The sequence below is a fragment of the Clostridium sp. 19966 genome, assembly GCF_032335695.1.
In the GTDB taxonomy this organism is placed as follows: Bacteria; Bacillota; Clostridia; order Clostridiales; family Clostridiaceae; genus JACTOJ01.
In genome coordinates this window covers 1-21,626 of the sequence record NZ_JACTOJ010000020.1, presented here as the reverse complement: position 1 = coordinate 21,626, position 21,626 = coordinate 1, and the positions used below count along the sequence as shown (strand labels likewise).

At 32.2% G+C, this 21,626-nt stretch carries 20 protein-coding genes; 7 read left to right on the top strand and 13 right to left on the bottom strand.

The window, feature by feature from the left end; all coding sequences use genetic code 11:
- Positions 1–31: 31 nt before the first annotated feature.
- The 4 genes from pepT to IAI10_RS18030 all read right to left on the bottom strand — a co-directional run bounded on the left by pepT (position 32) and on the right by IAI10_RS18030 (position 4,076).
- Positions 32–1,264, bottom strand: coding sequence for a peptidase T (gene pepT / locus IAI10_RS18045; protein WP_315674704.1), 1,233 nt, complete (start codon positions 1,262–1,264; stop codon positions 32–34).
- 1 nt (position 1,265) lies between these two features.
- On the bottom strand, positions 1,266–1,835 hold the full coding sequence (locus IAI10_RS18040; protein ID WP_315674703.1) for a helix-turn-helix domain-containing protein: 570 nt from the start codon (positions 1,833–1,835) through the stop codon (positions 1,266–1,268).
- A gap of 49 nt (positions 1,836–1,884) precedes the next feature.
- The gene (locus tag IAI10_RS18035) at positions 1,885–3,141 is read right to left on the bottom strand and encodes an MFS transporter (protein ID WP_315674702.1); all 1,257 of its coding nucleotides are present in this window, start codon (positions 3,139–3,141) and stop codon (positions 1,885–1,887) included.
- A gap of 92 nt (positions 3,142–3,233) precedes the next feature.
- Positions 3,234–4,076: a DMT family transporter gene (locus IAI10_RS18030; protein WP_315674701.1), complete on the bottom strand. Its 843-nt coding sequence runs from the start codon at positions 4,074–4,076 to the stop codon at positions 3,234–3,236.
- Positions 4,077–4,224: 148 nt separating this feature from the next.
- Here IAI10_RS18030 and IAI10_RS18025 point away from each other — a divergent pair, with 148 nt between their 5' ends.
- From IAI10_RS18025 to IAI10_RS18010, 4 genes are all read left to right on the top strand, one after another.
- Positions 4,225–4,899 (top strand): response regulator transcription factor, encoded by a 675-nt coding sequence (locus tag IAI10_RS18025; RefSeq protein WP_315674700.1) that lies wholly within the window; start codon positions 4,225–4,227, stop codon positions 4,897–4,899.
- On the top strand, positions 4,896–5,915 hold the full coding sequence (locus IAI10_RS18020; RefSeq protein ID WP_315674699.1) for a sensor histidine kinase: 1,020 nt from the start codon (positions 4,896–4,898) through the stop codon (positions 5,913–5,915). Before IAI10_RS18025 ends, IAI10_RS18020 begins: the two co-directional genes overlap by 4 nt.
- A gap of 101 nt (positions 5,916–6,016) precedes the next feature.
- Positions 6,017–6,784 (top strand): ABC transporter ATP-binding protein, encoded by a 768-nt coding sequence (locus IAI10_RS18015; RefSeq protein WP_315674698.1) that lies wholly within the window; start codon positions 6,017–6,019, stop codon positions 6,782–6,784.
- Positions 6,774–8,678: an ABC transporter permease gene (locus IAI10_RS18010; RefSeq protein WP_315674697.1), complete on the top strand. Its 1,905-nt coding sequence runs from the start codon at positions 6,774–6,776 to the stop codon at positions 8,676–8,678. Before IAI10_RS18015 ends, IAI10_RS18010 begins: the two co-directional genes overlap by 11 nt.
- A 56-nt stretch (positions 8,679–8,734) precedes the next feature.
- Here the strand turns inward: IAI10_RS18010 and IAI10_RS18005 are convergent, their stop codons facing one another.
- From IAI10_RS18005 to tpx, 8 genes are all read right to left on the bottom strand, one after another.
- Positions 8,735–10,588: a glycosyltransferase gene (locus IAI10_RS18005; protein WP_315674696.1), complete on the bottom strand. Its 1,854-nt coding sequence runs from the start codon at positions 10,586–10,588 to the stop codon at positions 8,735–8,737.
- Between the two features lie 161 nt (positions 10,589–10,749).
- Positions 10,750–11,856, bottom strand: a complete 1,107-nt coding sequence (locus IAI10_RS18000; RefSeq protein ID WP_315674695.1) for a Ger(x)C family spore germination protein — start codon at positions 11,854–11,856, stop codon at positions 10,750–10,752.
- A 13-nt stretch (positions 11,857–11,869) separates the two neighbouring features.
- Complete coding sequence (locus tag IAI10_RS17995; protein WP_315674694.1) at positions 11,870–12,964, bottom strand: GerAB/ArcD/ProY family transporter; 1,095 nt, start codon at positions 12,962–12,964, stop codon at positions 11,870–11,872.
- Between the two features lie 4 nt (positions 12,965–12,968).
- Complete coding sequence (locus IAI10_RS17990) at positions 12,969–14,075, bottom strand: Ger(x)C family spore germination protein (protein WP_315674693.1); 1,107 nt, start codon at positions 14,073–14,075, stop codon at positions 12,969–12,971.
- 5 nt (positions 14,076–14,080) lie between these two features.
- Entirely contained in the window at positions 14,081–15,154 is a 1,074-nt protein-coding gene (locus IAI10_RS17985; protein WP_315674692.1) for a GerAB/ArcD/ProY family transporter, read from the bottom strand.
- On the bottom strand, positions 15,147–16,613 hold the full coding sequence (locus tag IAI10_RS17980) for a spore germination protein (RefSeq protein ID WP_315674691.1): 1,467 nt from the start codon (positions 16,611–16,613) through the stop codon (positions 15,147–15,149). The genes IAI10_RS17985 and IAI10_RS17980 overlap by 8 nt, the downstream gene beginning before the upstream one ends.
- Positions 16,614–16,815: 202 nt before the next feature.
- On the bottom strand, positions 16,816–17,865 hold the full coding sequence (locus IAI10_RS17975) for a spermidine/putrescine ABC transporter substrate-binding protein (protein ID WP_315674690.1): 1,050 nt from the start codon (positions 17,863–17,865) through the stop codon (positions 16,816–16,818).
- A 170-nt stretch (positions 17,866–18,035) separates the two neighbouring features.
- Positions 18,036–18,530 carry a thiol peroxidase gene (tpx, locus tag IAI10_RS17970; RefSeq protein WP_315674767.1) on the bottom strand — a complete coding sequence of 165 codons (495 nt, stop codon included), beginning with the start codon at positions 18,528–18,530 and terminating at the stop codon, positions 18,036–18,038.
- 226 nt (positions 18,531–18,756) lie between these two features.
- Between tpx and IAI10_RS17965 the strand changes: the two genes are divergently transcribed.
- The 3 genes from IAI10_RS17965 to IAI10_RS17955 are packed head-to-tail and all read left to right on the top strand — an operon-like array spanning position 18,757 to position 21,115.
- Positions 18,757–19,641 (top strand): ABC transporter ATP-binding protein, encoded by an 885-nt coding sequence (locus IAI10_RS17965; RefSeq protein ID WP_315674689.1) that lies wholly within the window; start codon positions 18,757–18,759, stop codon positions 19,639–19,641.
- Between the two features lies 1 nt (position 19,642).
- Positions 19,643–20,437 carry an ABC transporter permease subunit gene (locus IAI10_RS17960; protein WP_315674688.1) on the top strand — a complete coding sequence of 265 codons (795 nt, stop codon included), beginning with the start codon at positions 19,643–19,645 and terminating at the stop codon, positions 20,435–20,437.
- Between the two features lie 39 nt (positions 20,438–20,476).
- Positions 20,477–21,115 (top strand): TetR/AcrR family transcriptional regulator, encoded by a 639-nt coding sequence (locus IAI10_RS17955; RefSeq protein WP_315674687.1) that lies wholly within the window; start codon positions 20,477–20,479, stop codon positions 21,113–21,115.
- 93 nt (positions 21,116–21,208) lie between these two features.
- On the opposite strand, the gene IAI10_RS17950 is transcribed toward IAI10_RS17955, so the two are convergent.
- Complete coding sequence (locus IAI10_RS17950; RefSeq protein WP_315674686.1) at positions 21,209–21,388, bottom strand: hypothetical protein; 180 nt, start codon at positions 21,386–21,388, stop codon at positions 21,209–21,211.
- Positions 21,389–21,626 lie beyond the last annotated feature (238 nt).

Below are 21,626 nucleotides of genomic sequence, written 5' to 3'. Positions count from 1 at the left end.
CTTTATATCTTATTCTGCTTTAAACCATAGTCTATTTTGCCTTTTTTGCATAAAGTGCTGCTATTTTAACTATTACTTCTACAGCCTTTTCCATGGACTCTACTGGTACATATTCATATTTTCCATGGAAATTCTCTCCCCCTGCAAATATATTAGGCGTTGGAAGTCCCATGAAGGAAAGTCTTGAGCCATCAGTACCACCTCTTATAGGTCGTACTATCGGCTTTACGCCTGTACTCTCCATAGCTTCATAGCCTATGTTGAATACATGCATAGCTTCTTCTATTTTTTCTTTCATGTTATAATATTGATCCTTCATATCAAGCTCTGCAGTACCAGCTCCATATTTTTCATTAATCTTATTTACAGTTTCAGTCATTAGAGCTTTTCTTGCTTCAAATTTATTTCTGTCAAAATCTCTGATTATATATTTTAAAACTGTCTTTTCAACTTCTCCCTGTATTGCGTTCAAATGGAAGAAACCTTCATAGCCCTCAGTCTTTTCTGGCACTTCATTTTCCGGTAAAAGTCCTATAAAATCATTTGCAACAAGTATAGAGTTTTTCATCTTTCCTTTTGCATAGCCTGGATGAACATTTCTGCCGTTTATTGTTACATTAGCCGAAGCCGCATTAAAGCTTTCATACTCAAATTCTCCTATTTTTCCACCATCTATAGTATAAGCAACTTCGGCGCCAAACTTTTTAACATCAAAATAATCTGCTCCTCTGCCCACTTCTTCATCTGGAGTAAACCCGATCTTTATAGTTCCGTGCTCTATTTCGGGATGGCTTATAAGATGCTCTACAGCTGTCATTATCTCCGCTACACCAGCCTTATCGTCTGCTCCAAGAAGAGTTGTTCCATCTGTAGTTATAAGGGTCTTCCCTACATATTCCTTAAGCTCTGGAAAATCTGCAGGTGAAAGCACTATGTTAAGTTCCTTGTTTAGAACTATGTCCTTTCCAGCATAATTTTCAACTATCTGTGGGTTTACATTAGTTCCAGACATGTCTGGAGAAGTATCCATATGGGATATAAAGCCCACAGCTGGAATAGCTTTTGAAGTGTTAGCTGGAAGTGTTGCCATAACATATCCATGCTCATCTATTTCCGCATCCTTTAATCCTAATTCCTTAAGTTCCTTTACAAGCTCATTTCCAAGTACAAGCTGTTTTGCGGTGCTTGGTACTGTAGTTGAAGCTTCATCAGATTTTGTATCAATTTTTGCATATTTTAAAAATTTTTCTACAACTTTACTCATGTTAATTCTCCTTTTTATCATTCTTTTTTATTATTGAAAAGAAAACGTGATATGCATTAATACCTTCGTTATTCTCATTTTGCTTTTTTCCGTTTTCATCCATATAGTTTTCTATATAACTTCTCAATTCTTCCATCTTCTCTTTAGTTAAATATAAATCCCCCATGGAAGCTGAGGCTACATCCTTTTTACCAATATCAAAATAAGTTAGAAAAGAATCCCTAGCCCCATCAAACAGCTTGTGTATGGCATTTTTAGCTTCGTTAAATACCTTTTCCTTAGGAATACCTTCTTCCTCAGTAGTTAAATTAAATTTGTGAGCAGCAGGTTCATAGTATTTAGCTGTAATACCATTTATAACTTTTGTATAAACAAGATTTAATATTCCTACCTTTTCCATTTTTTTTACGTGATAATGGATTTTAGCAGGAGCTTCTCCCATCTCATCCGCCACACGCTTTGCTGTAGCCGGCTCATTTAAACTGTAAAAGCAATCCAATATTTTATATCTATATGAATCTGAAAAAACTTTTATTTCCTCTAAGGTTTTTAAATATTTAACATCTTCCAAAGGCAATCCCCTTCTATTACAATTGGCTTGCTTTAAATTCTATTTTGTTTTAAATATCAGCAAGCCTCTTATCCACTAATAATAATACTGATGATAGTAACATTATAACACCAAATATTATAAATAGTACAGACATAGAAATATATTCGCTCATGACCCCTGTAACCGCAGCTCCTAATGGCACTGTAGACATGGAAACCATGTTTAAGACAGAATTTACTCTTCCAAACATATTTTTTGGGGTACTATTAACTACAATAACACCTAAAGGTGAAGTCATAATTGGAATACAAAGACCGATTACGAAGTAAATCATAACAGTAAAGCCTATAGATACAATTCTAGAGCTTATGATATTTCCAGGCATAAAAAGCAGGGTGAAAAACACTCCAAAGACTATAAGCCCTCCAGCTACTATATGAATAAACTTAAATTTTTTACCTATATTGGCCGCAACGACTCCTCCAATAATCATTCCCAAAGTAAGCGTTACAGAGAGCAAGGACAGAATTTCGCTGCCTGCTTTTAATTTCTCATAAACAAAGGGTGTTTCTAGTACATTTATAGGGGATAAACAAAAGTTCACTATAGCAAAAGCTGCTATCATCCTTATGATAACATAACTTTTAACTACGTATTTAATGCCTTCCTTTATATCCTTCAAATATTCCTTAACCCCGCCAGAACTTTTTAATAATTCCTCTCCACTTACTTTTATGAAGATTACCATAGCTGCTGCAATAAAGAAGGTCATACCATCTACAAAAACCGCAGTGAATACTCCGCATAAGCCTATTATAACTCCAGCTGAAGCCGAACCTATGAATTGAGCTATAGAACCTACCGATGTTGCGTAGGAGGTTCCTTCCATCAATGCTTCCTTAGATATTAAAATTGGAATTATGGAAGACATAGCCGGAGAGCTTAGCGCCTGAAAAGATGCATTACATATAGTAAGCACATAAAGCTGCCAAGGCACTAAAACACCTGTAAGAAAGAGAAATGCAGTTAAGGTGACTAGTATTCCTCTGCCCACATATCCTATTAATATAAGCCTCTTTTTAGGAAACCTGTCCGCTAATACTCCAGTAAAAGGTGTAAGCACTATAGTAGGTATGGCATTAACCGCCATCAAAGTTCCAAGCATTAGCTTAGAACCAGTAATCTGGTATACCATTATGGAGTAGGCTATGGTATCCAAAGAATCTCCGAATTTTGATATAGCACTGGCAATCATCAATATACAAAAGCTTTTAAATTTCAGTAATGACTTAACAGCAGGTTGTTTATTTTCAGCAAGTTCCATTTCAACACCCCATACAAAATTAATTTAACATATAAAATATTTTAAACGTTAAATTAATTTTAAACGTGTTGCAATTTTTTGTCAATATTAAATTATCCTTCTCTAGATATAAACATAGCTAAAAATATTAGTATGCAGCCTATAAACGCTCTTGGTGATAGAACGTCCCCTATAAAAGATGAAAAAACGACTCCAAATACAGGCTCAAAAAGATATATTATAGCTGCATGCGATGGATTTATCATAGGCTGCATCTTATTTTGCACAGCCATTCCTACACCACTTCCAAATATTCCTGTAATAAGAACACAAACTACTACGGAGGAAGAAGAACTTATCCTATATCCCTCTAACATAAAAGCTGGTATAAGAGAAAATACTCCTACCATGAAAAGCTCTACTATAGCAAGTGTTATTCCATCATATGCTTTACCCGTTTTATCTACCAAAAGTATCTGAAAGGAATAGGAAAAGGCACATAATATAGTTAAAATATCTCCTATATTTACTCCTGCATCCCCATTATAGGTGAGAAAGAAAAGCCCAATCACTGCCGTCAATGCCCCAAGCGCTAGTCTTAACTTAGGTCTTTTTCTGTATATTATTATCATTAGGATTGGTACAAAAACCACGGATAATCCAGTTATAAAACTTGATTTACTAGGCGTTGTATATACCATGCCTAAAGTCTGAAATATATTTCCTACAACTAGAGCCAAGGCCACTAGAGAACCTGCAGCTATCATCTTTAGATTAATGAGCTTAAATTTATTTTTAAATATAACTGCCAATACCAAGGTAGCCACAAAACTTTTTATAGAAACCAAGGTATATGGTCCTATACCATTCTTAAGAGCTATACTGGTTAAGGGAAAGCCCACTCCCCATATCATTGTAATAAATATTAATACACCTTCCGCCTTATTTCTTCTCATGTTTTATCCCCCATATTCTATTTTTTGTCACGAATAAAATAAATATATCTTAAATACTTGTCATTAACAATGTATTAAGTTAGGTCTTTATAAATACAAAGCTATTATTTATAATTAACTTATAAAGATGCGTAAGCTGGAGGTTAAAATGTACAAAATAATGATTGTAGAAGATGAACTTAAGATTAGTTCCCTGCTGAAAAAGAATATTGAAAAATGGGGTTTTGAAGCCTATATAGCAAATGATTTTAATAATGTGCTGGAGGAATTTAACCTTGCTAAACCTCATCTTGTACTTATGGATGTAAACTTGCCTGCCTATGACGGCTTTTATTGGTGCAGCAAAATAAGACAGCTTTCAAAGGTTCCAGTAATCTTTCTTTCAGCCAGAAACTCTAATATGGATATTGTTATGGCTATCAATATGGGCGGAGATGACTACATTAACAAACCTTTTTCTCTGGAGGTTTTAATGGCAAAAATAAATGCTCTGCTTAGGAGAACCTATTCCTACAAAGATAATTCTGTGGACACTCTGGAGTTTAATGGGGTAATGTTATCCTTGAAAGATAATTTTGTATATTACAAGGATAACAGTGTAGAGCTTACAAAGAATGAATTTAAAATATTATGGATACTTATGAAAAGCAATGGAGCTATAGTCACAAGAGAGAAAATCATGCAGGAGCTTTGGGAGGATGAAAATTTTATTGATGATAATACTCTTACAGTGAATATAAACAGGCTTAGAAAAAAGCTTAAGGAGCTTCAGCTTAATGAATTCATAATTACAATAAAAAATCAGGGGTACTGTATAAAATGAGCTTTTTTACATATTTAAAGGATAACTTAAGATTAGCAGCTTTCTATGGCTTCACTTTACTGTTCATATGTCTCATGATGTATTTTGACCGCAATAATAGGATGCTTAACTCAAATGTATTATATGTGGCGATTATTTACACCTTGGCTTTTATAATTTTTCTTCTAGCAGATTATTTTATTAAAAATTCCTATTTAAAAAAATTATTAGCTTTAAGAGGTAGTAAGGACAACACACCCTTGCTGCCAGAACCTCTTGAGTATAAGGACAGCATATACTCCTCTATGATGATGAATATGTATGAAAGTTACTTAGAAAACATCAAAGACCTGGAAAACGCTTTTAAGGACAACAGCGAGTTTATGACCTCCTGGGTACATGAAATAAAAACTCCCCTCACCACTTCGAAGCTTATACTAGACGATACCCCAGTGGATGTTTCATCCTTAAAAGAAGAAATAGACAGGATAGATGATTATGTAGAAAAGGTTCTGTACTATTCCAGAAGTGACAGCTTTTCAAAGGATTATGTAATATCAGAGATAAATCTAAATTCCTTGATGAAGGAAAGCATCAAAAAACATTCTTTGTTATTTATAAAAAAACATATAAAGCTTGTAAATGACTGTCCAGAAGACTTTGTTGTAGACAGCGATAAAAAATGGCTTTTGTTTATAATAAATCAAGTTTTGTCTAATTCCTTAAAATATACTCACGATAACGGAAGCATAAGCTTTGAGATTACAGAAAACAATATGGAGAAGCTTCTTATAATAAGTGATACGGGTATAGGAATAAAACCAGAGGATATAAAAAGAATATTCACCAAAGCCTTTACAGGGTATAATGGGAGAAATGAAAATCTTAAAGCCACTGGAATTGGACTTTATCTTGCTAATAAGCTTTGTAAAAAGCTTGGCCACAGCATAACCCTTGAATCTACTGTTGATGCAGGCACAAAGGTCTACATACATTTTCCTAAATGGAATGATTATTATCAGGTTACAAAAATGTAAGTTTAGAGGACAAAATGTAAGTCAGATAAATGGCTGTACATTTTGTTTTTTTGTAAAATAAAGATGTTCTCAAACAAATATAGAAAACGGAGGGTATTTTTATGGAGGTTTTAAATATAAAAGACTTGAAAAAAGTTTATGGATCAAAATTTGGAGGAGTGAAATATACCGCTTTAGAGGATATAAATCTTTCAGTAGAGGAAGGAGAATTTGTTGGAATAATGGGGCCTTCTGGTTCAGGTAAAACCACTTTCTTGAATGTGATATCAACTATAGATAAACCTACAGCTGGAAAAGTTTTTATTGGTGAAAATGACATAACAAAATTGAAGGAGCCTTACCTTTCAAAATTTAGAAGAGAAAAACTAGGTTTTATTTTTCAAGATTTTAATCTATTAGATAACATGACTCTTAAAGAAAATATAGTACTTCCCCTAGCACTGTCCAATACTCCTTATGGAGAGATTAAAAAAAGACTTAATGATATAAGCTCAAAGCTTGGTATTCAGGAAATATTATCAAAACACCCTTATGAGGTTTCCGGAGGTCAGAAACAAAGAGCCGCTGCTGCAAGAGCTATAATAACCAATCCTTCTATCATACTTGCAGATGAGCCTACTGGAGCTTTGGATTCAAAATCCTCTAAAGAGCTTTTGAATTCCCTTCAGAATCTAAATGATAAAAATGCTGCTACCATACTTATGGTTACTCACGATGCTTTCGCTGCCTCCTACTGCAAAAGGGTTATATTTATAAAAGACGGAAAGCTTTTTAATGAAATATATAAGGGGTCCTTAAGCAGACAAAATTTCTATCAAAACATATTAAAGATATTATCTGTAATAGGCGGTGACAGCGATGCTATTTAAGATGGGACGAAATAATGTAAAGCATAATTTCAAAAATTACTGGACTTTCTATTTAAGCTGCACCTTCAGCGTATTTGTGCTCTATCTTTTTACTTCAATAATCTACGATAAAAATGTACAAAATGCTGTCTCCGGCTTTAAAAACTTCATGGATATATTTAATTTAGGAGATGGCTTATGTACCGCCTTTTCAGCCTTCTTTATCTGGTATTCAAATTCCTTTTTCATAAAGTCTAGAAAGAAGGAATTCGCCACATATATGCTGCTGGGTATGTCCAAAAGACAGGTAAGCGCTCTAAATTTATTTGAAAATTTTATTATCATGTTCCTGTCCTTTTTAACTGGTATTGCAGCAGGGATACTTTTTAATAAATTTTTCGTTATGCTCCTGTTTACTCTCATGCACACTACTGGAAATACTGCCTTCCAAATAAGCTTAAAGTCCTTAAAGTTCTGCGGCATAATCTTTGGAATAATTTTTATAGTGATAACTCTTCACAGCTTTATACTCATATATAAAAACAACCTCATTGATCTTTTTAATGCTTCAAAGAAAAGGGAAAAAGCTTTAAAGGTTTCTCCTCTTACCTTCTTGATAGGCATAGGTGCTGTTTTCTGCCTTGCTTATGGCTATTCCATAGCTGTAGTTAAATTGGGAGATAATTTAATGTACACACCAAAGGTAGTTTTGCTGGTAGTAGCTGGTACCATATTATTCTTTACCTCTACTATTTCCTTGGTAATATATATAAACAAAAAGAACGAAGCCTCTCTTTTCAGTGGTACAAGAATAATTTCTTCCGCTCAGCTTTATTATAGATATAAAAGCAATGTAGGTACCTTAAGTGTTATTGCTATATCTACCTCAGTAGCTTTATGCGCCATACTTACCTGCTGCGGCTCTTACACAAAGGCTGAGCAAAATTCAAGAAATCTAAGTCCCTTTTCTATAGAATATTTAAACGGAAATAATAAAACAGATGAAATTTTTAAAGATACCTTAAGCAAGTACCCTAATATAAAAGTAACTTCTAAGGATTCCTTTGAATTTATTAAATTAAAAGCCTCAACTCCTTACAGTAAAAATGATGATTTATTTGTCCTTGATGAAAGCACCTTTAACAATATAAATTTACACCATAAAAAAAACAGCAAACTTTCCCTCTCCAATGATTCGGAATGCTACCTTGTTCATATCAACACTTATGGTTTCGATACTTCTATCAAGGGTAAGGATATAGCTATTAACCTAGGAGGTCTAGATTATTCCTTTAAGATATATGGAGATGATACAAATTCCTTTATTGCCCTTGAGCATACTAGCAACAGCATAATGATAGTGAAGGATAATCTGTATAAGAAGCTTAAGGCTTCCTCTGAAATAAGTACTTTTAACGTTACTGGATATATGCTGAAAAATGATTTCATTGCAAAAGACTTTATCCATGACCTAGATAGCAGTATGCCTAAAGAAAATAAGCTTTTAACCTTCTACGACCATTATAACGATAGCATAAAGCTCTTGGGAATACTAGCCTTCGTGGGATTGTTTACCGGTGTACTTTTCCTTACCGCTACAGGGAGCATAATCTATTTTAAATTGAATACAGAGTCAAAAGAGGATAGGAATAGATTCTTTACCTTAAGAAAAATAGGAGTTACTAAAGAAGAAATACACCAAGCGGTATCTAAAGAGGTCCTGATACTTTTCGGAGCACCCTTCCTGCTTGGAAGCTTGAATACCTTTGCCGCTTTGTTCCCTCTAAATAAGCTATTAGGTCTAGATGTAACTTTGTCCTACTTTGTGATTATACTTGTATATGCTCTATTCTACTACATCTACTATGTATTAACCCTAAAATCCTATTTAAAAAATGTAACAGAATATGCATAAAACATGACTAAAAAGCATAGCTTCAAGCTATTTTACTTGAAGCTATGCTTTAAGATTTATGCTATATAAGGAAGACTATTTCCTTTGAAGTATTTTTCAAGTTCTATATTGTTATAAATAGCTCTGGGAACTTTAATGAATAGATAATAGCTCAACTTCATAGACTGCTCAGGAGTCATTTCATCAAAATTTATACCAACCCTCATTATTTCATTGTTTATCAGCTTAGTATAAACCACTGTACCTTCTAATACTATGTTATTATCATCTATAATCATAGTTATTTTAGAATCAGATCTAAACTCATTGATTCTTTTAGTTACAAAACCCACGCCTGACTGAGATATATCAGTCATAATAACTCTATTAAGCTTGTCCGTTTCATTTTTAGTTAATACACTTATTCTTATGGGGAATCTATAATCCACCCTTCTATATACTCTTTTTAATACATCATAAATAACTGAACCTACTAGTGCTAGATTTATAGCAGACCAAAATATTGGAGATGCCACATACATAAAGCCGCTATGCTTTATATATGTTTTTATTAATGCTGCTAATATGCAAACCAATATAAGCATAAATAACGCTATATGATTTCTTATCTCCCTAACTTCAGTTTTCTTTATAGAGTTGTCTACTACCTTGGGAGTTACCTGGAAAAAGTGCTTTTTACTAAAAAATATACTGATGGTAGCCCTTATAAAAATAAACATTTTTAATATATTAAACTTTTCAACATCTATAAACTTAACATATCCTCTTCCCATTAACTTAACACTAAAAGAAATTAAAGATAAATAAATAAGCCAGTGAATTAAAAAGCTGCTTCCTATTCCGTTCTTTAAAGGGGCTAAGCCTGTGAGCATATATATAAGAGGCAGTACCATGTACATTAACTTTTGATAAGCGTCAAAATATATTAATATTACTGAAAAATGTGCAAGTCTTTGCTTCAAAGAAAGACCCTTTATCAATAATGGGTTAAACTTGCTTTTTAATATCTCCATAGACCCTTTTGCCCATCTAGATCTTTGTATATTAAAAGCATGCAAGGATTGAGGAGCAATACCAAAAGCTAGAGGCTCGTCATGAAACTTTACTTTCCATCCTTTAGCATTTAGCTTTATTGTAGTCAAAAGATCCTCTGTAACACTTTCCGTAGCCACTCCTCCGATATCCTCCAGCGCTTTTCTTCTTACTATTGAAGGACTTCCGCACCAAAAGGCAGCATCTATAGAATTTCTACCTGGCTGGAGTGCTCTGTATAAAGTTTGCTGTTCATGCCAAACCAAATTGGAGCTGTTATGCTGCATGGAATCCATATTATAAAATTCCTGAGGAAGCTGAACCACCGCAGTTTTTCTATCCCTAAAATACCCCAAGGTTTTTTCTAGAAAATCTGGCTGAGGAACCATATCGGCATCAAAAATAGCTATGAAGTCTCCATCTGTTCTGCCTAAGGCTTTATTTATATTTCCAGCTTTAGCATGCTCATTATTTTCTCTGGTTAAATATTCACAACCAAGCCTTTCAGCTAACTGCCTTACTTCCTCTCTTCTGCCATCATCTAAAATATAGGTTTTATGGGGATATCTCATATTTAGGCATCCTATTAATGTAGCTTCTAATATTTTTATACTTTCATTATAAGTAGGCACAAAAACATCTACTTTTAAATTACTTTTGGGCGGCAGGGGTTTTTCTCTTTTAACATTCCATGTAGATAAAACCAATAAATAAAAATTTATCGTTCCTTGAAATTCTAAAAGCCAAAATATTATGGAAACAATTAATGCTGACTGGTTAAGTGTTTCAGTGGCTCTCCAAAACAAGTAATATACTGTATAAAACATTGTTAATAAAAAAACAATGTGTAAGGTGATTTTCTTATACAAAAATGACATCACATAAACTCTCCCAACTATAAATATAATAATATTCGGCGCCGATTATTATTATATCACAGTTTCCAGCATGTTACATATATTGCCAGTTGTATTATTTTGTTCTATTTTACTGTTTTTGGTGGTTAAATTTGTTAATTTTTTAATTTAACGTTTTCATTTTATTCATAGAAACCTCTTCCTTCCGTATCTACTTTAACCTTAGCTGTAACCTGAATTTCTGAATCCATCATTACTCTATTCCAATCAACGCCAGTGTGCCTCCCATATTGGGAAGCTGCTATCCTTCCTAAATCCAGTACATCCACTCCATATTGCTTATATATTTTCTCTATTGATCCATTGCACATATTTTCTACTTTTCTACTCATATCTTCCTCAAATTGCTTTAATTTTTCAGGACTATTAACAAGGTTCTTATATAATTCATTACTTAACAGCTGACCTGTTATATTTAAGGCTATATTAATTTTATATTTTCCGTTTTCTTTAGACAGCTTAACTTTTCGTTTTGAATATCCATAAAAACTTATTTGTTTATTCTCAGACTGCTTAATGGTCAAAATTCCTCTCACATTATTCTGTTTCAATAAATTTATTATTTTTGCCTCATTCATATCTGCTTTCCCTATCATTTTATCTCCCTTAAAGATAGCAATTCCAGTAGTTTTTATTTCTTCTTCCTTTAACTCCAAATAGGGCAATATAACATTTCTTCCTTCAGAATCAATTCTTACGATTATATCCATGGTTTTATACTCCATTGGGAAAAAATTAAATTGCTTTAGATTTTTAACCATTCCTTCAATATATTCTGCAGAACTAGTATAGCCAATTACCTTATGCTTTAGCATATCTTCAGACTTTCCCTTACATACTACACATAGAGACCTATCGTTTATATCAGGATTGTTTGTATTTATGTCTATATAATTTCTTATTCCATCTCTTGAAGCTTCTTCGCTAAATATAAATACCCTATTAAGTCCCATTAAAAATTTTTTTGATGCTATAAGCTGCCTATTTTCTCTTGTTTCTCCTATACTTTTTCCAACACCTACTATTACCTTTCCTACTATATCCCCATTAGCCTGAAAAGAATAAATCAGTGTAGGTACCCTGTATATGTAGCTGGCTCCGTTTTTTTCCATATCAGCCCCTACACCATAGGGTATGTCAAGATTTTCAACTAGTTCTCCCTTGGAATTCAGAAGGGATATAAAAACTATGATAATAATTATAATCATTAATATTTTATTTTTTTTCATTAGTAATCACCTTTTAATTATGAGTTTTTTTAAATCTTATAATTATAAATATTGCAGACGTAAAAATCAGATTATACAATACATAAATTACAGTTATCTTATTGAAATAATATCTTGAAGTTGTTAAATTCCCATAAAAACTAGTTAAAATTATTGCCACCGGATATAAAATCAGAGAAAAATTATTTGTTGATACCTTTTTAAATACTTGATTCAAGCTAAAACAAGCTGAAAAATAAGACATCACCATACATTTAAGGGCTAATAATCCCCATAGGGATATAAAAATGTACCTGGTACTAGTTATTATTGGTATATTGATAGCATCGCTTAATGCTACCATTGGCCACAAAAACTTAATTGCTACATCTATACCTAAATAATAGATGCTAAGAAAAACCGCACCTGTACATACCAGCATTACAAATATAATACCAATAATGCCGCATGGAAGCAGTTTTTTCTTATCCTCTAAAAATGGATAAAATAAGAATATATTTTCTGCCCCAATATAGAAATATAATGCCTCTTTTGATCCTTTTATAATATTTAATACTCCAGTCCCCAGTATTGGCTTGATATTCATTATACTTCCTTCCACCAATGTTCCTAACGGTACAAATATTAATACTAGAGTTAAATAAAATAATACTTCATTAAGCTTTGTTATAGTTATTATACCCTTATAGCATACGTAAGCTATAACCATAGCTGAAGCTAAAAAGACTTGGATTTTGGTAAGAAAATTCGTTGAATAAACCCTGAACAGATCTGAAAAATCTGCTAATTGGGAAGTCATGAGAAATATAAAAAACGAAATAAAAATGAGATTAGCTATATTTCCAAATATAGGGCCAAAACACTTTATGCTTAGCTGTAGTATATTTTCATTGTTCTTTTTACTGATATAGCAGCAAATTAAAGTTAAATAAATTGGATATGCAACTGCTATTACACAGGTAATCCATGCATCCTGCTGACAACTTCTTATGGTTACATTAGGCAAATATAAAACACCTACTCCAATCATAGATGATATTAAAGAACATGTAAATTTGCTTGCACTGATAGTGGTGCTTGTATCCAATATTATTTCACCTCCAACCATTATGTTAATAATCACCTCTGCCTTGTCTGTCTAGCTTTACTTTGGCTTTTACTGTTATATCAGAGCCAGTTATTATGTTGTTCCAGTTTTCTCCTTTACCTCTTCCATATTTAGCTATAGCATATCTCCCTAAATCTAAAACATCTATGTGATATTTCTGGTATATCTCATTTATTTTAGATTGAAATTCCTTTTCGATATAGCTTTTTAAATCTTTCTCAAAAGCCCTAACCTCTTTTATATCTACATTTATTTTTTTATATAATTCATTGCTCAATATATCAGCTGTAATATTTAAATTTATAATAAATTTATATTTACCATCTTGCTTCAGACATTTAACCTTTCTTTTAGATTTAATCTGAGCATTTATAATGTCTTTAGAATTTTTCTGCAATGTCAGCACTCCTGTTACATTGCTTTCCTTTAATATATTTATAACTCTCGCTTCACTCATATCAGTTTTGGCTACCATCTTATCCGAATTAAATATTGCAAGTCCTGTAGTTTTTATGTTATCCTCGACTATTTCTATATATGGAAGCAATAAATTTCTTCCTTGTGCATCCACTCTTACCATTAAATCCATAAGCTTATATTGCATAGAAAAAAAGTTATAATCCTTTAGATTTTTTATCATTCCTTCTATATACTCTGCAGTATTTTCATATCCCTCTACCTTAAATCTTAAAATATCTTCAGATTTTCCCCTGCAAACTACGCATAAAGCTCTATCATTTACCTCTGGATTGTTAAAATTTATGTCAATATAACTTCTCAATCCTAATTTTACGGAATTCTCACTAAAAATAAAAACTCTATTAAGTCCCAGCAAATATTTTTTTGAAGAAAGCAGCTGCCTGCTTTCCCTGGTTTCAGCGATAGTCATTCCTTCTCCCATAAGCACATCGCTGGATATCTTGTTTTCACCTTGAAAATAATAAACCAATATAGGAACTTTATATATGACATCCTTTCCTATTAATTCTATATCATTTCCTAAGCCTGCCGGTATTGTTAAGTGCTCCACTTCTTCACCCTTTGAGCTTAAAAATGATACTATAATTGCTATTATGCTAGCCACAATTATTACCACTCTGATTTTTTTCATAGATATCACCTTTTTTTAATGTGTATTAAAAATACTATAAGAGAAACGTACAAAATATTAAAGGCAAAATATACAATCGTTACCTTGTTCTCAATGCTTCTTCTAAAAGTTGGATTACCGTAAAGCAATGCTAAACTTATAGCAATAGGATATAATACTATTGAAACTTTCATAATAGAGAAGTTTTTTAATACATTGCTTACACAAAAGCAACAGGAAAAATAATATGTTGCTATGCATTTAAAAACAATTAACGCCCATAAGGAAATAAATATATATCTGATACTATTTATTATGGGTATGGTAACAGCATCAGCCAAAGTTAAAAATGGCCATAAAAATTTTAAGCATATGTCTGAACCAAAATAATAAATAGTGAAAAAAACAGTCAGAGAATATATAAAAGCTATGTATATGCAACTAAATATTCCAACCTTCAGCAAATTTTTTTTATTATCTAAAAAAGGGTATAACCAAAAAACACATTCTGCACCAGTATAAGGGAATATAGTGGAAACTGCTCCCTTACCAATATCAATTATGCTGTTATCAAATACAGGCATCACATTCAAATAACTTCCGCTGAACAGAGCGCCAACTGGCACTACTATCAATATTATAGTTAGATAAAATATAGTTTCATTGCATTTAACCAATGTTTTTAAGCCCTTGTAACTTATGTATGCTATAGGCAGCATAACAGAGATAAATATTTGATATCTTTTTAAAAAACTAGTAGCATACACTCTAAAAACATTAGTAAGACCAGCTAGTTCAGTAGTAAGGACACTTAAAAAATATATAGAGAAAATAAAATTCAAAATACTTCCCATTATTGATCCAAAACATTTTTTACTTAGGCTTAAGATATTATCTTCTGGATATTTCTTGCACATATAATTAGCTGCAAAAATCATATATAATGGATAAATAGCACCTATTAAGGTGGATATACATGCATCCTGTTTGGCATATTTTATAATACCGTTCTGCATATACATTATTTCCACCCCCATTATAGACGATATTATTGTGGTGGCTAGCTGTCCTGTGGTTATTAAGGTCTTATTGCTACTCATTTTTATCCTTTCCAGTATTGCCTTGTCTTGTTGCATTACTATTTGGTATAGCCTGAGGTCTTTTATTCATCTTTTTCAGTGAAAATTTAAATATTGTATCTTTAATATCATTTTTATGAATAGAAAAATATTCTACTCCTAGATTCTCTAAAGAACATATATATGCTATTATAAAAAACCATCCCAAAACTATACCCAAAACCCCTAACCAGTTAGACAAAATAAGCATTGGATAAGTAAGAGTTCTTATAGCTATAGCCATCTGATAATTGGATATAACAAAAGATGCTACTGTACATATTCCTGCTACAAGCAAGGTAGGTGAACTTACTATTTTAGCTTTAAGCGCTGCATCACCAATTATTATGCCTCCTACAACACTAAGGGTTTGACCAATCTTCCCTGGTAACCTTAGTCCTCCCTCTCTGAGAAGCTCTATAGTAAATTCCATAGCAACTAAGGACATAAATGGGGTTAAGGCTATGACGCTTCTTGCTTCAATCAAAGATTTTATAAACTCAATTGGTATAAGCTCAGAATTAAATTTTATTAATGTTATATAGATGGCTGGAAGAGTTATAACTACGAATACTGCTACCATCCTTAATATTCTTATGAAATTTGTCTGAATGTACCTGCCATAGTAATCTTCTTCCGTCTGAAAAAATTCAGTGAATACTGTAGGGTAAGTGGTAACGTAGGATGTACCGTCTAAAAGGAATGCAATTCTTCCCTCCAGTATTTGGCCCACCACTACATCAAGTCTCTCATTTCCTATGACCTGAGGAAATATACTTCCACCATTTTCGCTTACATATTGTTCTACGTAGCTATTGGAATTAACAGCATCAATGTCTATAGAAGATACCTTCTGCTTTAATTTTTCTAAATACTCCTTATTCACTACATCATCAAGATATACTAAAAGTAAGTCTGTTTGACTCCTTCTTCCCAAGGTAAATTTTTCTGTTTTTAAGTTTTTATCCTTTATTTTTCTTCTTATCATACTCAAATTAACCTGAAGATTTTCTACAAAGCCCTCTCTAGGACCTCTCAGAGAAATATTATTTGCAGGTTCTTCTATACTTCTCTGCTCTCCTCCAGAAGTATCAATAACTATATACTTTTCATAATTATCAATCATTAATAAGGTCTTTCCTCTTTTTATGGAATCCACCGCAATATTAATATCCTGCTCTATTGTACTTCCGCTTACAGTCACATATTTTTTATATATAAATTCTCCTATATCTTTCACTGTCATCAGGTTATCTTTCACATGCAGCATAAGTGGATTTAATATATCTCTGTCAATTATGTTGTTATTAACTAATCCGTTCATATAAATAATCACAGCTTCAATGCTAAACTCATTGCCTATCATTAAATTTCTTACTACTAGTTCTCGAGGATTTCCCGCCAAATTCTTTACTTCATCTGTCTTTTGCTGTAAATCCATAGCTTCACCTACCCATTTTAGTTAATTTTATAAAAATCATAGTTATACGAAATATTGTTAATGATTTAAAATTTAGCCTTATATGAATATTTTGCTCTACGGATGAAAAATTATTTATTAAATCCAATAATAAATAAACAGCTTTCTATGCTATTTTTATTTACCATAGTAAGCTGTTCTACATATCAAACCTTGCAATCTCTTATTTTGCTGTTTTAACATCTAGCCAAGCATCATCATACAGTTTTAATTTGTCTCCTAAATCTCTGTAGTTCTCGCATTTATCTAATATGCCCTTTGGTAAGTACGCATTTTTATTATCCTTTATATGATCATCCTGCGCTTCCATTGCTTCCTTCTGAGGAGTTGTATATCCTACTTCAGCCGCATTTCTTAAGGATGGGTCTTTCTCACACAAAAAATTAATAAAAGCTTCTGCTTCCTGCTTGTGCTTTGCACCTTTAGGAATGGCTAAGGAATCTATCCAGAAATTAGCTCCCTCCTTGGGAACTATGTACTTTAGGTAAGGATATTTATCCTGAAGATTCAAGCCTTCTCCAGACCAAATAACTGCCAATTTTCCTTCACCGGATATCATTAAATCTTTAACCTCATCGTCCACATATGCCTTAACCAACGGCTTTTGTTTAATAAGCTCTTCCTTAGCCTGATTTATCTGAGCTTTATCCGTAGTATTTAATGAATAGCCTAATCTCTTAAGAGAAACCCCTATAGCGTCCCTTTGAGCATCTAACATGAATATCTCACCTTTATACTTTGTATCCCAAAGAATGTTCCAGGAATCCACTGGCTCTTTAATTAAATTCGAATTGTAAAGTATCCCTATGGTTCCGGACATATAAGGAACGGAATACTTATTTCCTGGATCAAAGGGCCTATTTAAATAATCTGAAGAAAGCTTGCTGAAATTAGAAATATCCTTAAAGTCTAATTGTTCCAGCATATTTTCCTTTCTCATCTTTTCCACCATATAATCTGAAGGTACAACTATATCATAATTGGATTTGCCTGATTTTACTGCTTGGTACATAAATTCATTTGTATCATATGTATTGTAATTTATCTTTACATCATACTTGTTCTCGAATTCCTTTATTAATCCCTCATCTATATTTTCTCCCCAGTTAAATACATCCAAGACTTTTTTCTCTTTCTTGCTGCTGCAGCCAGCAAAAGAAAGAACTAATAAAGCTGCAAATATAAAACTAAGTATCTTATATTTATTTTTCATTATTCCTTCCCCCTAAATATAATGATAATTATTCTCGATTATTTTATCACATTATTCTGCTCTTTTCTACCAGCGCTTCACTATAAACGCCAAAACAAAAGTGAGCAATTCCTAAATTGTAAGGGCATTGCTCACTTTTTATTCGTTGGTTTTCAATTTATAGTTCTGTTTTACTTAGCCTGCTTAGCAGCCTCTAAAACTTTGTCATAATCAGGATAGTCAGTAATTTCGTTTAAATATTCTGCATAGGTTACTTTATTACTGCTATCAACAACGAAAGAAACTCTAGCAAGAAGTCCTAATTCTTTTACATAAGTACCTGTAGCTTTTCCAAAGCTTCTATCCTTATAATCTGAAAGAGTTACAACATTCTTTATTCCTTCTGCTCCGCACCATCTAGCCTGAGCAAATGGTAAATCCATAGATACAGTATAAACTGTAAGTCCTGGCACTTCAGCAGCTCTTTCATTGAAAGTTCTTACTTCTAAATCACATACTGGAGTATCAATTGATGGCACAGCCAAGAATACTCTCACTCCCTTTGTATCCTTAAGAGATACTGGCTGCAAAGAGTTATTTGCTGCGGTAAACTCTGGGAAAGCATCCCCAACCTTAATTTCATTTCCTTCTAATGTTACAGCATTTCCTTGAAAATTAACTTTCATATTCATTTAGTTTATTCATCTTATTTTAAGATAAATAAACCTCCACCTCTTTTCTTTTAAATTTTATATTTAATATTTAGTATTATCTAATATGTATTCTCTATTGATAATTTTACCACTTAAAATTTGAATTGTAAATACATTGGCAAAAGTTTTTATTGACCATATGGTCACCTAGGTATATAATATTTTCATAAATGACCACATGGTCAGAAAGGTGATGCTTATGTTAGCTGTAGAAACTATAAATTTGTGCAAAAATTATGGTAAATCCAGAGGCATAGTTGATGTGAACTTACAAATTCAACAAGGTGAAATATTTGGTTTCATAGGTCCCAATGGTGCAGGTAAATCTACTACCATAAGAACTCTTTTGAATTTCATATTTCCTACTTCTGGACAAGGAACAGTTATGGGCTATGATATTATAAAAGACAGTAAAAAAATTAAAGAACTCATAGGTTATCTTCCCTCAGAAATCAATTATTATGACGATATGAGGATAAAAGATTTACTAGAGTATTCAGGTAAATATTACCACAGAAACTGCTCTAAGAAAATATCTGAGCTTTCTGAAAGATTTGAACTAGATTTATCTAAAAAAATCAGAGAGCTTTCTCTTGGAAATAAGAAAAAAGTTGGCATACTACAAACTTTAATTCATGAGCCTAAGCTTTTAATACTAGATGAACCCACCAGCGGACTTGATCCATTAATGCAAAAAACATTCTTTGATGTATTAAAAGAAGAAAACAAAAATGGTACAACAATTTTCTTCTCCTCCCATATCTTAAGTGAAGTTCAAGAGGTTTGTAATAGGGTGGCTATAATAAAGGAAGGTGTCATTCTAAGAACGGAAGAAATAGCAGCTCTTAGAGCTTCCCAGCTGAAGAAGATAACTCTAAAGCTTACCAACACCAATATAAACGAAATAAACATACCTGACATAAGAAATATTAAAAAGCTTGAAGATACCTTCTACTTCCTATACAGAGGCGATATGAATTCTCTAATAAATAATCTGCATGGAATAAGCGTAGAAAACCTTCTGATAGAAGAACCTTCCTTAGAGGAAATTTTCATGCATTATTATAAAAAGGAGGAAAATTAAAATGCTATTATTTAGACGTGAACTTAAAAGAAATTTTACAGGTTTTATTATTTGGATTATATCTTTAGTGTTCCTGATTTTTATAACTATGAGCATGTTTCCTTCTATGGCTAAAAACGGTTCTTCCATGCAGCAGATAATAAATCAAATGCCCAAATCTATAATAAAAGCCTTTAATATGGATAAGGTTAGCTTCACCAGCATATTAGGCTATTACAGCTCTCAGATAGGCATACTTCTTGTTTTAAGTGTGAGCATTTATGCTATGCTCATGGGGGCAGGAGCCATCTCTAAGGAGTTGGATGAACAAACTATAGAATTCCTTCAATCAAAGCCTGTTACTAGAACTTCAGTGCTTACCCAAAAGCTTTTATATGTTCTAACCTACATTGCTTCTATAAATGTTATACTTTTTTTAATCACCTTTTTATCCTTTGAAATTTTTAAAAGCGTCTCCTATTCGATAAATATATTGCTGCTTATCCATGTAGGTTTCTTTTTAATTGAAATTTCCTTTGCTAGTATAGGTGTTTTGATTTCACTGTTTATGAAAAAGAAAAATGCAGCTACTCCTCTGAGTCTATGGTTTGTTATAGGCATGTATTTTATATATACACTGTCTGGAATTTCGGATAAACTGAAATTTTTAAAATATGCAACCCTGTTTAAATATGCTGATTCTGTTGATATAATTACAGACAGTAGGTTAAATTTAATATATGTGTTAGTACTTCTTCTTGTATGTGCAATTTCAATCGCTTTATCTTATGCGGTTTATAGAAAAAAAGATCTCTAAATTGGGCTATGTTTTGAAAGAATGGACAGGTGAAATGTATTGTACGAACTATTTGAAAAACTTGACGAAGCTAAAAGAAATTTAATAATAGATTGCAGCATAAAAGAATTTACAATTAACGGCTATCATAAAGCTTCCACGAATAACATTGTTAAAGCTGCAAATATCTCTAAAGGAGCCTTATTTAATTATTTTGGCAGCAAAAAAAATCTATTCTTATATGTACTGGATTATACTACTGACTACTATGTGAATTATATAATTGATAATATAGGTGAAAGCAGTCCTGATCTTTTTCAAAGAATTCTTCAGTGGACAGAGTTTAAAATAAAAATATCCATGAAAAATCCCTTGGTATATAAGTTTTTTATTTCTGCCTTTCTTAAATCTCCTGAAGAATTAAAAAATGATTTAACCAAAAGATATGCTAAGCTTTATGAAAAAGGAGTTTTCTTAGCTTTAGATGGTATAGATAAATCAAAATTTCGAACTGAACTAGATGTGGATAAATCTATAGAAATCATATTATATTCTCTCAATGGAGTATCCGAAAAAAACATGGGAAAAGTATCTTCTCTTGAAGATTCAGGCTTAAATAGCATTGAAGAAAGATTTGAAGACATAAAGAAATATATAGAGGTGCTTAGAAAAGCCTTTTACAGTAAAGAATTCTGGTAATTATGGGTTTATAAAGCTATGTTTTAAGAGGGTTCTTATCAACCTTCTCTTATAACATAGCCTAATTTATGCCTTGTTTAAAAGCGTATTGTCTCAAAAGGCTTGTAAGGCTGACAACAGTATTATTGAAAATAATATTACAGATTCAGCTATCTTTGAAAAACTTCTCATAACCTCCATATATAATAATTTGGCATTATTCCCTAATAGGGTTATAAATTTAATAGCAGTTCTGCTGATAATGCTCTTAGAAGGCTTGATAACAAATTTCATCTTATTCACTTCCTTAATTTAAATTCGCACCTCTTTAATTAAAACTTCCTTCAGTTCGGTAGGCTATGTTTTAGAATGTTGATATTATCGTTTGAGTTCTTTTACGAAAAACTCCTTTATCAACATTCTTTTAAAACATAGCTTTGCATGATACAAGTATCATAAATGTTAATGAAAACCTCTAGTTTTGTCAATAATCAAAATATCGGTATAAAATCGGAAGGCATTGATACTTGAA